This is a genomic window from Nonomuraea composti, from assembly GCF_012034275.1.
In the GTDB taxonomy this organism is placed as follows: domain Bacteria; phylum Actinomycetota; class Actinomycetes; order Streptosporangiales; family Streptosporangiaceae; genus Nonomuraea; species Nonomuraea composti.
In genome coordinates this window covers 153,457-168,027 of sequence record NZ_JAATEP010000013.1, presented here as the reverse complement: position 1 = coordinate 168,027, position 14,571 = coordinate 153,457, and the positions used below count along the sequence as shown (strand labels likewise).

The 14,571-nt window shown below is 72.9% G+C and carries 14 protein-coding genes; 6 read left to right on the top strand and 8 right to left on the bottom strand.

Translation table 11 applies throughout. The annotated features are described in order from the left end of the window. Positions 1-16: 16 nt before the first annotated feature. Entirely contained in the window at positions 17-1,603 is a 1,587-nt protein-coding gene (locus HCN51_RS20285) for a heparinase II/III domain-containing protein (RefSeq protein ID WP_168011093.1), read from the top strand. On the opposite strand, the gene HCN51_RS20280 is transcribed toward HCN51_RS20285, so the two are convergent. After that, the gene (locus HCN51_RS20280) at positions 1,593-3,053 is read right to left on the bottom strand and encodes an MFS transporter (RefSeq protein WP_346433718.1); all 1,461 of its coding nucleotides are present in this window, start codon (positions 3,051-3,053) and stop codon (positions 1,593-1,595) included. The two genes, HCN51_RS20285 and HCN51_RS20280, sit on opposite strands and share 11 nt — an antisense overlap. A 127-nt stretch (positions 3,054-3,180) precedes the next feature. Here HCN51_RS20280 and HCN51_RS20275 point away from each other — a divergent pair, with 127 nt between their 5' ends. The 3 genes from HCN51_RS20275 (at position 3,181) to bla (ending at position 4,955) form a co-directional block, all read left to right on the top strand. Further along, positions 3,181-3,606: a MarR family winged helix-turn-helix transcriptional regulator gene (locus tag HCN51_RS20275; protein ID WP_168011092.1), complete on the top strand. Its 426-nt coding sequence runs from the start codon at positions 3,181-3,183 to the stop codon at positions 3,604-3,606. 30 nt (positions 3,607-3,636) lie between these two features. After that, complete coding sequence (locus HCN51_RS20270) at positions 3,637-4,047, top strand: hypothetical protein (RefSeq protein WP_206067283.1); 411 nt, start codon at positions 3,637-3,639, stop codon at positions 4,045-4,047. A gap of 101 nt (positions 4,048-4,148) precedes the next feature. Continuing rightward, positions 4,149-4,955 (top strand): class A beta-lactamase, encoded by an 807-nt coding sequence (bla, locus tag HCN51_RS20265; protein WP_168011091.1) that lies wholly within the window; start codon positions 4,149-4,151, stop codon positions 4,953-4,955. Here bla and HCN51_RS20260 read toward each other — a convergent pair. Next, positions 4,939-5,925, bottom strand: a complete 987-nt coding sequence (locus HCN51_RS20260) for a squalene cyclase (protein ID WP_168011090.1) — start codon at positions 5,923-5,925, stop codon at positions 4,939-4,941. The two genes, bla and HCN51_RS20260, sit on opposite strands and share 17 nt — an antisense overlap. Before the next feature lie 10 nt (positions 5,926-5,935). Here HCN51_RS20260 and HCN51_RS20255 point away from each other — a divergent pair, with 10 nt between their 5' ends. Then, a complete protein-coding gene (locus tag HCN51_RS20255; protein WP_168011089.1) occupies positions 5,936-7,831 on the top strand; it encodes a hypothetical protein in 1,896 nt (631 codons plus the stop codon). Positions 7,832-7,868: 37 nt separating this feature from the next. Here the strand turns inward: HCN51_RS20255 and HCN51_RS20250 are convergent, their stop codons facing one another. The 3 genes from HCN51_RS20250 to HCN51_RS20240 all read right to left on the bottom strand — a co-directional run bounded on the left by HCN51_RS20250 (position 7,869) and on the right by HCN51_RS20240 (position 11,422). Then, positions 7,869-8,315 carry a MarR family winged helix-turn-helix transcriptional regulator gene (locus HCN51_RS20250; protein WP_080039088.1) on the bottom strand — a complete coding sequence of 149 codons (447 nt, stop codon included), beginning with the start codon at positions 8,313-8,315 and terminating at the stop codon, positions 7,869-7,871. Next, on the bottom strand, positions 8,312-9,793 hold the full coding sequence (locus HCN51_RS20245; RefSeq protein ID WP_168011088.1) for an MFS transporter: 1,482 nt from the start codon (positions 9,791-9,793) through the stop codon (positions 8,312-8,314). The genes HCN51_RS20250 and HCN51_RS20245 overlap by 4 nt, the downstream gene beginning before the upstream one ends. Positions 9,794-9,928: 135 nt before the next feature. Then, positions 9,929-11,422 carry an alpha/beta fold hydrolase gene (locus tag HCN51_RS20240; RefSeq protein ID WP_168011087.1) on the bottom strand — a complete coding sequence of 498 codons (1,494 nt, stop codon included), beginning with the start codon at positions 11,420-11,422 and terminating at the stop codon, positions 9,929-9,931. A 190-nt stretch (positions 11,423-11,612) separates the two neighbouring features. Here HCN51_RS20240 and HCN51_RS20235 point away from each other — a divergent pair, with 190 nt between their 5' ends. Continuing rightward, positions 11,613-12,539, top strand: a complete 927-nt coding sequence (locus HCN51_RS20235; RefSeq protein ID WP_168011086.1) for an NAD-dependent epimerase/dehydratase family protein — start codon at positions 11,613-11,615, stop codon at positions 12,537-12,539. Between the two features lie 102 nt (positions 12,540-12,641). On the opposite strand, the gene HCN51_RS20230 is transcribed toward HCN51_RS20235, so the two are convergent. The 3 genes from HCN51_RS20230 to HCN51_RS63005 all read right to left on the bottom strand — a co-directional run bounded on the left by HCN51_RS20230 (position 12,642) and on the right by HCN51_RS63005 (position 14,571). Next, positions 12,642-13,313 (bottom strand): hypothetical protein, encoded by a 672-nt coding sequence (locus HCN51_RS20230; RefSeq protein WP_206067282.1) that lies wholly within the window; start codon positions 13,311-13,313, stop codon positions 12,642-12,644. 137 nt (positions 13,314-13,450) lie between these two features. After that, positions 13,451-14,383 (bottom strand): S66 peptidase family protein, encoded by a 933-nt coding sequence (locus HCN51_RS20225; RefSeq protein ID WP_168011085.1) that lies wholly within the window; start codon positions 14,381-14,383, stop codon positions 13,451-13,453. Further along, positions 14,380-14,571 carry an Lsr2 family DNA-binding protein gene (locus HCN51_RS63005; RefSeq protein ID WP_428981543.1) on the bottom strand — a complete coding sequence of 64 codons (192 nt, stop codon included), beginning with the start codon at positions 14,569-14,571 and terminating at the stop codon, positions 14,380-14,382. Before HCN51_RS63005 ends, HCN51_RS20225 begins: the two co-directional genes overlap by 4 nt.

Below are 14,571 nucleotides of genomic sequence, written 5' to 3'. Positions count from 1 at the left end.
AGGCACGGAGCGGCTCGTGCGGGAGATCCGCGAGGAGGCCGAGCGGGCCCGCAGCACGCCCGCTCCCGAGCTGACCTTCACCCTGTGGCGGCGCTTCGCCGACACCGGCGACCGGCTGGCTCACGAGCGTGCCTACTTCGAGCGGCGCCGGCGCCTGGCCGCGTTGGCGCTCGCCCCCGGCCACACCCCCGACCCGGCATTGGACGACCTGCTGTGGTCCGTGTGCGACGAGTACACCTGGGTCCTGCCCGCGCACGAGCCGGACGACCGTCCCTTGGACACGTTCGTGGACCTGTTCGCCGCCGAGACCGCGCACGCCCTGGCCGAAATCGTCACCCTGCCGGGGCCGCGCATCGACGCGCGGGTCCGGGAGCGGGTGCGCGCGGAGGTGGACCGCCGGGTCCTGCGCCCCCTGTACGCGGGCGCGCCCCCGATGTGGTGGGAACGATCCGCTACGAACTGGGCGGCCGTCTGCGCGGGCGCCACCGGCATGGCCGCGCTCGCCCTGGACTCGCCCCACCTGCCCGAGCTGCTGTCCCGCCTGAGGGGCGCGATCGAGGCGTTCCTGGCGGGCACGGGCGCGGACGGCGCCTGCCTGGAGGGCCCCGACTACTGGTCCTACGGTTTCGGGTACTTCGTCTACTTCGCCGAAGCGCTGCGCGAGCGTACCGGCGAGGACCTGCTGGACGACCCGCACGTACGGGAGATGGCCGCCTACCCGGCCCGGGTCGATCTCGGCGGCGGCGCCCGCCCGGCGTTCGCCGACGCGCAGGGGCGCGGCGCGTACCCGGCCGGGCTGCTGTCCCGGCTGGCCGGCCGCCTCGGCGTCCCCGTCCCCGAGCCGGGGGTGCCGTCCTTCCACGACGACGCCTGCTACCGCTGGGCCCACCTGAGCCGCACGCTGCGGTGGTTCAGGGAGGTGCCGGGACGGCGGGCGGAGCCGTGCTCGTACCTGCCGGACGCCGCGATCGTCGTGGCCAGGGCGGGCACGACCGCGTTCGCCGCCAAGGGCGGCCACAACGACGAGCCGCACAACCACCTCGACCTCGGCCACTTCGTCCTGCACGCGCACGGCCGGACGGTGCTGGACGACCTCGGCGCCCCCGAGTACACCCGCGACTACTTCCGGGAGGGCCGCTACCGGGTGCCGCACGCCTCGGCGGAATGGCACTCGGTGCCGCTGATCGACGGCGCCGCCCAGCTGCCCGGCCGCGAGCGCCGCGCCGAGGTGCTGGCGTACGAGGAGAAGGGCGGGAACGTGACGTTCGCGCTGGACCTCACCGCCGCCTACGCCGGCCCGCACCGCTTCACCCGCACCTTCCACTGGCGGCCCGGCACGCTGGAGATCGTGGACGACTTCGGCCTCGCGGCCCCGGACGCGCTGGTGGAGGAGCTGTTCGTCTCGCGGGTGCGGCCCGTGACCGGCCTGGACACGGTCACCTGGGGGCCGGTCGAGCTGCGGGTGCCGCCTGGCTGGCGGGCGCGGGCCGAGGAGCGGCGGGTGCGCGGTCACGACGGCGCCGAGGAGAGCGTCCATCGGGTACGGCTGGCGGCCCGCGTCCCGCCGGGCGCGCACCGCTTCCGCTTCACCGTCAGGACGTGACCGCGTGCGGCGCCGGAGAGTCCGCGTGCTCGGGCCCCCTGCGGCGCCCCGGCAGGGCCATGGTGACCGCGGCGGCCATCAGCGCGGCGCCGCAGCCGATGAGCATCCCGGTGTGGAAGCCGGTCTCGGACGGCAGCGGATGCCCGCCGAAGTCGATGGTGAGCTGCGACAGCACGACGCCGATCACGGCGGCGGACGCGGTGGTGCCGATGGAGCGCATCAGCGTGTTGAAGCTGTTGGCCGCGCCGGTCTCCGACAGCGGCACGGCGCCCATGATGAGGGCGGGCATCGAGCCGTACGCGAAGCCGACGCCGACGCTGATGACGCACGTGATGACCAGCAGCCCCCACGGGGAGCCGAGCAGGATGAGGGACAGCCCGTACCCGAGCGCCATGACGAGGCTGCCGACGATGAGCGTGACCTTGGGACCACGCGCGGCCGACAGGCGGGCGCCGAGGGGCGAGCCGACCATCATCATCAGGCCGGACGGCGCCATCCACAGGCCCGCCGCCAGCATCGACTGGCCCAGGCCGTAGCCGGTGGCCGCCGGAAGCTGGAGGATCTGGATGACGATCAGCGCCTGGGCGTACATCGAGAAGCCGACCACGATCGAGGCCACGTTCGTCAGCAGCACCTGAGGCCGGGCGGTGACCCGCAGGTCCACCAGCGGGTCCCGCACCCGCAGCTCCCACCAGCCCCACGACGGCAGCAGGACGACCGCGGCGGCCAGCAGCCCGAGCGTGGTGCCGCTCGACCAGCCCCAGTCGGCGCCCTTGGAGACGCCGAGCAGCAGGCATACCAGGCCCGCGCCGAGGCCGAGCGCGCCGATGAGGTCGACGCGGCCCTTCGCCCTGGCCGGCGTGACCGGCACCAGCAGCCAGATCAGCACGGCCACGACCAGGCTCAGCGCCGCCGATCCCCAGAACAGCGCCCGCCAGCTCGCGTACTCGGCGACCGCCGCCGCCAGCGGCAGGCCGAGCGCGCCCCCGATGCCCATGGACGAGCTCATCAGCGCGATCGACGGGCCCAGCCGGTGCGGCGGCAGCACGTCCCGCAGGGCGCTGATGCCCAGCGGGATCATGCCCATGCCCATGCCCTGCAGCCCCCGCCCGATCACCATGGGGGCCAGGGAACCGGCGAAGGCGCAGATGACGCAGCCCACGACCAAGGGGAGCGAGCAGAGGAGCATCATGCGCCGCTTGCCGTACAGGTCGCCCAGCCGCCCCATCACGGGCGTCGTGACGGCTCCGGCGAGCAGCGTGACCGTGATCACCCAGGAGGCGTTCGAGGCCGTGGTGCCCAGCAGCGTGGGCAGCACACCGATCAGGGGCACGACCACGGTCTGCGACAGCGAGGCGACGATGCCCGCCACGGCCATCACGGTGACGATGCCGTGGGAACGGGTGCCGGATTCGCCGTCTGCGGCGCTGCCTGTGCCACTGTCTTCCACGCGGATCCCCCTCGACACTCTCGACGTTGGAAGCGCTGTGCACTCTACACATAATGTGTTACATGCACAGTTTGCGAGTTTGCGCCACATCGGCGGCACCCGCAACGGAGGGACAGAAGGACCCGGCATGGACAAGCCCACCCACCTGATCGAGTACGAGACGATGCTGCTCGGCCAGCACCGCCACCCCGACCGCAGCGCGTACATCCTGCTCAGCCGCATCCGGGTGGCGGGCATGATGTCGATCGGGCAGCTCAGCGAGGCCTTCCGCCTCGACGTGTCCACCCTCAACCGGCACACCTCCGCCCTGCTGCGCAAGGGCCTGGCCGAGCGCATCCCCGACCCCGACGGCGGGATCGCCCGCAAGTTCCGCCTCACCGAGGAGGGCGAGCGCTACCTCGACGCCGAACGCGCCAGGAACATCAACGGCCTGGAGAAGGTGCTGGCCGACTGGAGCGCCGAGGACGTGGCCGCCTTCGCCGCCTACCTCAGACGCTTCAACACCGACATCGAACGCCTCGCCGGCCACCCCTGGCCCCGCACCGACGTGTAGCACCCGGACCTGCGGGGTAGCCGTGGGCGCGTGACGCACGACTTCGGCTTCGCCTTCGAGGACCGCTACCGCCCGCTCCTCGCCGCACTCGGCATCCGCCCGTCCACCTGCCGCCTGACCCTGACGGACGAACTGCTGCGCGTCCGGTTCGGCCCCTGGCTGGTCCTCTCGCCCCGGCACAACGTCGCCGGCGCCGCCCTGTCCGGCCCGTACTCGCCGCTGAAGGCCATCGGCGTGCGCATCTCCCTGGCGGACGGCGGGCTGACGTTCGGCAGCAGCACGACGCAGGGGGTGTGCCTGCGCTTCCACCGCTCGGTGTCCGGCAGCGAACCCCTGGGCCTGCTCCGCCACCCGGCCCTGACCGTCACCGTCGAGGACCCGGCCCGCCTGATCGGCCTGCTCACCCAGGAGAGCCGCACCCCGTCCGACCAGCTCTCATAGGCGAACGGATATCGAGCGGCCGTCGATATCGCTATTGGACATGCTGGGATCATCTCTGCTTGAGTCCTGATCTTCGATTCCCGATGGACAGGACTTGTGACATGCCGGTGGTGGCCGTCGAGGAGGAGTTGCGGGCGCTGGAGGTGGCCTTCGAGGGGCGCATCGGTGCGTACGCCGTGGACACGGGCACCGGGAGGAGTGTGGCATACCGGGCGGGGGAGCGGTTTCCGTTGTTGTCCACGTTCAAGGCGCCCCTGTGCGCGGCGGTGCTGTGCCGGGCGCGTCGTGAGCGGGGCGGGTTGATGGGCAGGCGCCTGCGGTGGCGGGCCTGCGACATGACGCCCAACTCGCCGGTGACCGGGCGGCATCTTGAGGACGGGCTGACCGTGGCAGAGTTGTGTGCGGCGGCCGTCACGCGGAGCGATGGGACCGCGTCCAATCTGCTGATGGAGCTGATCGGCGGGCCTCGGGGGATGACGGCGTTCTTTCGCGGGCTGGGGGATCCGGTGTCGCGGGTGGATCGGTGGCATCCGGGGTTGAACGAGTGGGTGCCCGGGGATGAGCGTGACACCACCACGCCCGCGGCCATGGCGGGCGTGCTGCGGGCGCTCGCGGTCGGCGGTGCTCTGCATCCTGAGGATCGGGAGCGGCTGGTCGGGTGGCTGCTCGCGAGTCAGGTCGGGGCGGGGCGGGTGCCGGCCGGGTTGCCCGCGGCGTGGACGGTCGGGCACAAGACCGGGACGAACTCGGACGGGTTCGGGGGCGGTCATGATGTGGCGGTCGTCTGGACGGAGGCGGGCGCCGCACCGATCGTCATGGCCGTCTACACCAACCGCACGCCTGGGCTGCCGACCGATGACTCCGTTCTTGCCAGGACCGCGAAAGTGCTGGTCAGGGCTCTCGGCTAGCGTGCTTGTCCCACCAGTCGAGGACGCGGGTGCCGTACAGGGTGAGCCATTTCGAGGGCTCGCCCGCCGGTACGTCCACCTCGAACCACACCGTGCCGGGGAGCCTGCCGGCCTGTGTCCAGGTGCCGTCGGGGCGGCGGGCGGCGCGGACGAGGTCGATGGCCTCGGCCATGCGCGGGTCGGGTGGGGTGCCGTCGAGCAGGGACGCGCGGCGGAAGTAGTCGGCGGCGTTGAGGACGCTGTAGAACCAGCGGAACGGGTAGGCGAAGCGGTCCACCCACGGCGCCACCGGCTCGCCCGTGGACAGGCGGCGGAACAGGCCGCGGCGCAGCAGGTACTCCTCGCCGGAGCGGCGGGCGGCGCGCACCGCCTCCTCGCCGCCGCCGGTGGCGCTGTCGTAGGTGAGCAGGCCCTTGAGGGAGTTCAGTGTCGAGTGGAACGAGGAGCGGGTGGCGCCCTCCACCCATTCGCAGTTCCAGCCGCCGTCGGGCAGCTGGTGCTCGACGAACCAGCCGGGCAGGCGGGAGACGTCGGCGCCGAGCCACAGGCCGTTCTCCAGCGTCCAGGCGTTGATGCAGCAGTCGACCTCGCCGCCCCAGTACGGCAGGTCGTCGTACTCCCAGCGGCTGTTCTTGGCGAGCAGGTCGGCCGTGCCGCGCAGGGCGGAGGCGTCGAGGCCCCATTCGCGCAGGGTGTTGAGCGTCCACGTCGTCGCCGTCCAGGGCTGGGCGTTGTCCTGGGTGGCGGCCGGGTCGGCGAAGTCGAAGCCGGCGGGGAAGAACGCGCCGCCCGCCCACTGGCCGTCGGGGTCCTGGAGGGCGAGCAGGCGCGCGCCGAAGCCTTCGGTCGCGACCTTCGCCCGGGTCGCCTCCCACACCTGCGGCGGCTCGTGCAGCAGGTCACGCTCGACCTGCCAGCGCAGCGCCGGATCGGAGTCGCGAAGCCATGGGATCAGGGCGTCGGGGACCATGATGCGGAGTATGCCACCTTTCCGGGCCCGCGCCCCGGCCCAAGGCCGGGCGGCCTGCCCGGCCCCGGAGACCTCGTGGTCAACAGCCCGCGTGCTGCGCAAGCTGGAGATGATGGTGCCGCCCGACGTGGTCGCCACGCTCACGATCACGCCGCTGACCGCCAACGCGCTCGGCTCGCTCAGCCGGCTGATCGACATCGCCGTGGCGTTCGAGCACAACCCGACCGTCGCGATGCGCGCGGCCGACCTCATGATGGACGAGATCGGCGTCATCCTCGCCGCGGCCGGCAACTACACCCGCCCCGACTACCAGGACGCCATGCGGGCGATCCTGCTGGAGCGGGCGCCCAGCATCGCCAAGGACGCCGGCAAGCGCGTCCAGCTCGACAGCCACCTCATGACCAGCGGCATGGACGCCCTCGCCACGGCGCTGTCGATCGCACTGGGCACGCGCGACCGCGACCAGGTCTCCCGCCCCACCGAGAAGATCGACTATTTCGAGACCGGGCTGCTGCTCGGCAAGCTCAAGAAGGGCCAGACGGTCGCGCCGCGCGACGACGTCCTGGTCGCCGCGCTCAACCCGAGCACGCCGTTCAACACGCCCGACCCGGGCCGGCTCGTCGCCGACGTGCTCAAGGCCCTGCAGACCCGCGAGAAGGACGACCCGCCGTTCGCGCTGATCCTCGACAGCACCATCGAGACCGCCGCGCCCGGCGGCGGCACCCAGCTCGACACCGTGCTCGGCGGGCTGAAGGACGCCGTCGCCGACGGCCGGCTCGAGATCTTCCTGTGCAAGAGCTTCCAGAAGTACGCCTCGTTCGGCACCGGCAAGGTGGCCGCCGGGGATCTCACGCTGCTGTCGAAGCCGGGCGCCCGGCCGTCCGGGTCGACGCGCGCCCAGGCGATGCTGCACGAGGCCGACCTCGACCTCGCCCGCCACGACGAGGCGCAGCTCGTGGTGCACATGCTCAAGCACGGCCACCGCGACGAGCTGGCGCTGGTCGCCGACGCCGCCGAGAACGCCCGGTTCGTGGACGCGTTCTGCTGGCCGATCGACCCGTCGGATCCGGCCCAGGGATCCACGTACGTGGACGGCATCCCGCTGCTCCTGCGCTCGACGCCCACCGGCAAGGTGGACGCCCTGTTCAAGAACCTCGTCCAGATCGACCAGCGCGACAGCTTCTCGTTCCTGCGCACCTCCTACGTCGGCGGCATCCCCGGCCCCTGGGAGTCGCCGTCGCCGCAGGACGGGTGGTACGTGCGGATCAACCCCGGCCACGAGTCGAAGGAGAGCATGGTCGAGTGCTTCTACGCGTTCGGCCACCTGACGACCAGCACGCCGCCGGGCGCGAAGGGCCCGGTGCCGGCCGGGGCGGACCTCGGCAACCTGCAGCTCAAGTCCGTGCGCGAGCACCTGGCCGCGCTGAACGGCGTGGCCGACGGCGACGACCCGGACCTCGCGCGGTTCCGTACCAACGTCATCGCCTCCTACTGCGCGTTCGCCCTGCAGAACGTGCGGCCCAGGGCGAGCGTGCTGCCGCTGCTGCTCGCGTTCTTCGCCCGTCCCATGGACGGCGTCACGATCGAGACCCGCCGCTATCTCGCCGGCGAGCTGCTGTCGCTGGCGCAGGCCAAGGACCTCGACCCGAAGACGTTGGGGGAGTGGAGCAACGCGGCCCGGGCCGTCCCGATGCCCGGCGCGATCGCCGCCGACGGCACCGCCGCCCTGTCGGCGCTGCGCCGGGCGGCGGCGGTGCTCCCGGCCTGGCAGCTCAAGCCGCTCGCCGAGAAGCTGCGGCTCAAGCTCGACGGCGACACGGAGGAGGCGACCCGGCTGCGCGGGTCGGGCGACGGGGTGCGGCTGCTCGCCCTGGTGGGCCAGGCACTCCGCCCGGACGCGACCTGACCGGCCTCATCACGACCGGCCATCACGATCGGCCCTTTCACGATCGGCTCGCGGGCTCCTCCGGGGTGCGGAGCCTGGCGATGATGCGGTCGAGGGCGGCCAGGTCGGCGGGGTCGAGGGCGAGCAGCGAGCGGGGCGGCCGGGCCAGGATGCGCTCGGCCTCCTCGGCGACGGCCGTGCCCGCCGGCGTCAGGGCGACGATCTTGCTGCGGCGGTCGCCGGGGGAGACGCTGCGGGTGACGTAGCCGCGCTGCTCCAGGTCGTCCACCATGAGCGTCGTGTACGGCTTGTCGGTGGACAGCTCCGCGGTCAGCTCCCGCATGGTCATCGGCCCGGCCAGCAGGCGGCGCAGCGCCTTGACGCGGAAGAAGCTCATGCCGAGCGTCTCGGCCACCTCCTTGCGGCGATCCTCCTGCCGCAGGACGAGGTCGTACATGCCGGACCAGACGCGGGCCACCGCCGCCTGGTCGGGGCTGTCGGTCATGAGGCGTCCGCCATTCTGTCGGGAGCGGGGGCCAGCCGTTCGGCGGTACGGACGGCGCTGCGCCGGGCCCAGCCGGTCGTGGTCAGGATACCGAGCAGAACGATCACCAGGCCGCACCCGGCGATGATCCGCCAGCCGATGTGGCTGGCCGCCGGGAACCCGGCCGCGAACGGCCCCACGACGGCCGAGGTGACCAGCGAGCCGATGACCGCGACGCCGAGCGACTGGCCGATCTGGCGGCTGGTCGAGGCCACGGCCGCCGCCACGCCGGCCTGGGCGCGCGGCATGCCGGACACGGCGGTGTTGGTGATCGGCGCGTTCACCGTGCCGAAGCCGAGGCCGAACAGCACGTACGCGACCATGAGCAGCCACGTCGGCGTGTCCGCCGACAGCGTCGTCATGATCAGGCCGCTGGCCCCCATGGCGGTGCCGGCCACGAGCAGCGGGACGCGCGGCCCGGCGTTCCCGACGATCCGGCCGGACAGGGGCGCGCAGAGCACGGTCAGGCCCGCCATGGGCAGCGTGTAGAGGCCGGCGTGCAGGGCGGACAGGCCCAGCACGTCCTGGAGGTAGAGGGTGTTGACGAACAGGAAGCCGGCCAGCGCGGCGAAGGCGCACACGGCGATGACGGTCGCGCCGGCGAACGGGGCGCTGCGGAAGAAGCGCAGGTCGATCAGGGGTTCGGCGCGGCGCAGCTCGTACGGTGCGAGGACGGCCAGCGCCAGCGCGGCGACCGCGAAGCAGCCCAGCGTGCGCGGCGAGCCCCAGCCGGCGGCGGGGGCCTCGATGAAGGCGTAGGTCAGGGTGGCCAGCAGCACGATGACCAGCACCTGCCCGACCGGGTCCACCCGGCGCGGGCGCGGCGCCCGCGACTCCGGCACGAACAGCGCGCACAGCACGAACGCGGCCACCCCGACCGGGATGTTGATCCAGAAGATCGCCTGCCAGCCGACCGAGCCCACCAGCGACCCGCCGACCAGCGGGCCCAGCGCCATGCTGATGCCGACCACGCCGCCCCACACGCCGATGGCCCGCGCGCGCTCGCGCGGCTCGGTGAACGTGTTGGTGATGATGGACATGGCGACGGGGTTGAGCATGGAGCCGCCGACGGCCTGCAGCGCCCGCGCCGCGACCAGCCAGCCGAGGCTGGGGGCGAGCGAGCACATGAGCGAGCCGAGCGTGAACAGCGTCAGCCCGGTCTGGAAGGTGCGGCGGCGGCCGATCCGGTCGCCGGTCGAGCCGGCCAGCATGAGCAGGCTTGCCAGCACCACCGTGTAGGCGTCGATGATCCACTGCAGGCCGGAGAAGGAGGCGTTCAGGTCGTGGCGGATGGCGGGCAGCGCGATGTTCACGATCGTGTTGTCCAGGCCCACGATGAACAGGCTCATGCAGCAGATGGCCAGGACGAGCAGGCGCCGGCGGGGGCTCAGCGCGGGGGCGGCCGCGGGCGGCGCGGTCGTCCGGCTTGTTATAGGCATATAACGATTATATTCGCATAACTAATGTTTTGTCGCCGGGGGCCGGCGACGGAGCCCCGCTCCGGCGGGGTGCGGGCGATCAAGAAGCGGGGGCGGGCGGGCAGCGGACGCCCCGCTCCGGCACGGTGAGCGCGATCAGGGAGCGGGGGCGGGCGGGCAGCGGACGCCCCGCTCCGGCACGGTGAGCGCGATGAGGTACGCGTCGATCGCCGCCGTGACGCAGCCCGTCATGCCGTAGACGCCGTGGCCCCAGCCCTCGTAGGTGAGCAGCACCGCGTTGGGGCCGAGCAGGCGGGCCACGTTCGACGCCCACGCGTACGGGGTGTCCGGGTCGTGCAGGGAGTTGGCCAGCAGCAGGGGAGTGCGGCCCGCGTACCGGGGCCGGTGCTGCGGGTTGCTGACCGGGTGGCCCTGGCAGATCGGCAGGTCGCCCATCGGCATCGGGTTGTAGCCCAGGTCCGGGGCGCGCCGGCCGGCGGCGGCCAGCACCTCGGCGTACTCCTCATGGTCGCGCACCGACAGGTCGTGGTCCTCGCAGAGGGTCGCGGTCGGCAACTCGGCGACGTCCCCGCCCAGCAGCCGCTTCAGCCAGGCGCCCAGCACCCCGCCCGGCGGCGCGCCGCCCGGCTGCGGCGGCAGGTCCGGCGGCACCCGCCCGCCGTCCAGGGCGCCCAGCACCCCGGCCAGCCGCTGCCACTCGGGGCCCTCGGTGAGCACCACGCCCAGCCATCGCAGGTTGTGCGCGGTCAGCGGGCCGCCGCCCGGGTAGGTCAGCTCGCCGCGCTCCGCCCGCCCGATCAGTGACCGCCACAACGCGCGGACGTCCCGCCCGTGCAGGACGCACTGCGCGTCCCGCCCGCACCAGGCCACGAACGCGTCGAAGGCGTCCTGGACACCGGCCGCCTCGCTCTCCTGGAACTCCCGGACGCCCAGGGTGTGGTCCATGCTGCTGTCCAGCACCATGGCCCGGACCCGGCCGGGGAAGAGCTCGGCGTACATCTGCTGCGCCAGCGTCCCGTACGAGACGCCGTAGGAGGTCAGCTTCTCCTCGCCGAGGGCGGCGCGGATCGCGTCCATGTCGCGGGCCACGCTCACCGAGTCCACGTGGTCGTAGAGCGGGCCGGTGCGCTCACGGCAGTCGGCGCGCAGCCGCCGGGTGTAGGCCGTCCAGCGGTCGTGGTCGGCCTGGCCGGTCATGATCGGGGGCGGCATCTCCCGGTACAGCGACGCCGAGCAGATCACCGCGTTGCTGCGGGCGACGCCACGGGGGTCGTAGCCGACGATGTCGAAGCGGCGCTGCACCTCCTCGCTGAAACCGGAGGGACGCAGCAGGTCGTCCACGCCCGAACCGCCCGGCCCGCCCGGGTTCGCCAGCAGCGACCCGATTCGCGCGCGTGGATCTTTCGCCCTGCGGCGGGCCAGCGCCAGATCCACGGTCGGGCCGTCCGGGTCCGCCCAGTCGACCGGCACGGCCAGCCGGCCGCACTCCACCTCGGGATCCTCCCGGCACGGCACCCAGACGATGACATCCCGCCGTCCGCGCGGGACCGTCGCGACCGCCGTCGAGACGGGCAGAAGGACCACCATCACCATGAGGACGGCGGCGAGCCTGGACAATCCCCGACGCACCCTGCTCCAAGCCTCGCAACGTTCCCGATCTGCTGATGAACGAATGTAACAGGCGGCCCGGGCCGGGATTCACGCCACGGCGACGGCCACGGGGGCGTTTGCCGTTCCGGCAACGGAAACCGGGCCCGCGCCCGCCCGGCCACCACGATGGGCAGCCCGTACGCACGACCAAGCAGGAGCACCCACACCCATGCACGTCTTCGTCACCGGAGCGAGTGGCTACATCGGCGGCGCCGTCGCCACCCGCCTCCTCCAGGCCGGCCACACCGTCACCGGCCTCACCCGCGACGCGGCCCACGCTCACGCCCTCACCCGGCTCGGCGTCCAGCCCGTGATCGGAAGCCTGGACGACGCCGCCCTGCTCGCCCAGCACGCCCGCCACGCCGACGCGGTCGTCAACGCCGCCGACAGCGACCACCGCCAGGCGGCCGAAACCCTCGTCGCCGCCCTGGCCGGATCCGGCAAGCCGCTCGTCCACACCAGCGGTTCCAGCATCGTCGCCACCGGCACCACCGGCGACGCCACCGAAACGATCTTCGGGGACGACCTCCTCGACCCCGGCTCCACCTGGCAGCCAGGCCACCCCGTACGCCGGGCGCGCGTCGCCGTGGACCGCCTCGTCCTGGCCGCCGCGCGGCACGGCGTACGGACGGTGGTCCTGTGCCCCAGCCTGATCTACGGGGACGCGCGCGGCCTGCCCCGCGACAGCGTCCTGATCGCCGCCCTGGTCCGGCAGGCCCGCGCCGGCGGCGTGGTCCGGCACGTCGGCGCCGGGCGCAACATCTGGTCCACCGTGCACCTCGACGACGTCGCCGACCTGTACCTCCTCGCCCTGGAGCAGTCGCCGCCCGGCACGTTCTTCTTCGCCGAGAACGGCGAGGCGTCCTTCGCCGCGATCACCAGCGCCATCGCCCGCCGCCTCGGCCTGCCCGGCCCTCTTCCCTGGGAGCCGGGCTTGGCCGGCGACGTCTGGCACCCGGAGTTCGCCCGGCACGCCCTCGGCTCCAACAGCCGCGTCCGCGCCACCCGCGCCCGCGCCCTGCTCGGCTGGCGCCCCCGGCACCACTCGATCACCGACTGGCTCACCACCGCCGACCTGGGCGAGCGGGACCGGTGACGAGCGGGACCGATTCCCCGAGAGACCGGTGACGAGGCGAGCCGAGGCACGCTACCCGCGTCGCCATCGGCGTCACTCGTCGTTGTCGCTCATCCCTGTCGCTCATCCCTGCCGCTCATCGCTGTTGCTGTCGCCGTCGGGGCTCGCCGCCTCCCCGCCCCGCGTGATCTGCAGGGGCGCGGCGGCCGGCCCTCCAGTGAGCTCACGCCCCTGCCGCAGCGTGTATTCGAGCTGCCTGGCCAGCCGCGGCAGGCTCGCCGGCGGCAGGTACGCGTCCGCGCCCGCGTCGAGCAGCCGCCGGACCGGCCCGTGGTACTGGACGCCCAGCTCGTGATCCTCGATCTCGGTGATGACGACCCGCGCCTTCGGGAACATCGCCCGCAACGCCCCGATCAGCTGCGGGCTGCCCGGAGGCACCAGCAGCACGTCGGCCGTGGTGGGGGCGGCGTGCATGTCGAGCACCACGTAGTCCGCCCCGAGCTGGTCGGACAGCATGGTCCTGGCCGCGGCCGACAGCTCCATCGCGGTGGCCACCACCGTCACGCTGTCGTAGTCGACCGTCGGCTCATCGGTTTCCTCGTCCGCCGTGCCGGCCGTGGGATCGACGACGGTGCCCTGCACCACGGCGACCGTGCTGGAGATCGTCGCGATGGACGCGCCGTCCCGCGTGACGACCAGGCTCTCACCGGGCTCGAGGCCGTCGATGAGCTCCACGAGGTCCCCGGGAAGACCGGCGACGTCGAGATTCCGCGCCGCCCGCTTCCGGCTCACCACGCCGGGCACATCGGTCGCCCGCTGATCGCCCTGCTCGCGCGAAGCGTTCCGCTCAACAAGATGCCCCCATCAGCCCCGCCCTTCCTGACACCGTGATCCTGTTGGACGCTCCCGCACGATCATTGGTTCGAGCGCCGTCACCGCGCGGGCGGGCTCACCGTGAGGGTGCCGCTGCCGCTGCCGGTGTCGAGGTCGGCCATCGTCCCGAGAGCGACGGCGTGCGGATCCGGTCCGTGCCCGAACTCGAGACCGCCGAGCACGGGCACGCCGAGCGGAACGAGCCGGTCCCGCAGAACGTCGACGAGGTTCCACCCGCGATCGCTGTAGTCCGCGAACCCGGGAAACCGCCCCAGGACGACCCCCTGGAGACCGGCCAGGGCGCCGGCGCGGATGAGCTGGGTGAGCTGCCGGTCGATCACCCCCAGCCCCACCGTCCGCTCCGCCTCGACCAGCAGGATCGCCCCGGCGAGATCCGGCAGCCCGGCCCCGACCATCCCGGCCGTCGCCCCCAGCCACCCGCCCAGCAGCCGCCCCCGGGCCCGCCCAGGAACCTCGGCGGCGACCGAGAGCAGCCGCGGATTACGACGGTACGTGACAGGCTCGACGCCCGTGAGCACCTGCCGAACGGTCGCGATCGCATGAGGACCGACAAGACAGCCGTGGACGCCAGGCACCCGGCACCGACCCCAGATGGCCAGATGCAGGTACGTGATGTCACTGAACCCCACCAACGGCTTCGGATCCGCCCGGATGGCCTCGAAGTCGACCCCGTCCACGATTCGGTAGGCCCCCGCCCCGCCCCGCGTGGTGACGACCGCCCGCACCTCGGGATCGGCGAAGGCGGCATTGAGATCGGCCACCCGATCCGTGTCCCGCCCGGCCATGTAGCCGTGCCGGTCCAGGACATGCTCACCGACCTTGACCCGCAACCCCCAACCGCCCAGCAACCTGGTGAGGTCTTCGACATCGCGAGCGTCGGGAAAGCTGGCGGGGGAGACGAGCGCGACGTGGTCGCCGCTCTCCAGCCGCGGCCAGCGTGTCTCCGAGGGCTCGTGCCCTGCGCTCGTCATGGAAGCCCCACGATCATGTCTCCGACACGCCTCACGGCGATGATCTCCGGCCCTTCCGTCCGGAAGTGGTCCGCGGTCCCGAGCCGGCCACGCTCACTGGCCGGGTAGCCGTTGGCTTGCGCCCACTCCCGGACGGGGCCGTGCTTGGGGGAGGTCCCCCGGAGCGGGGTGAAATCGGCGCCGGACAT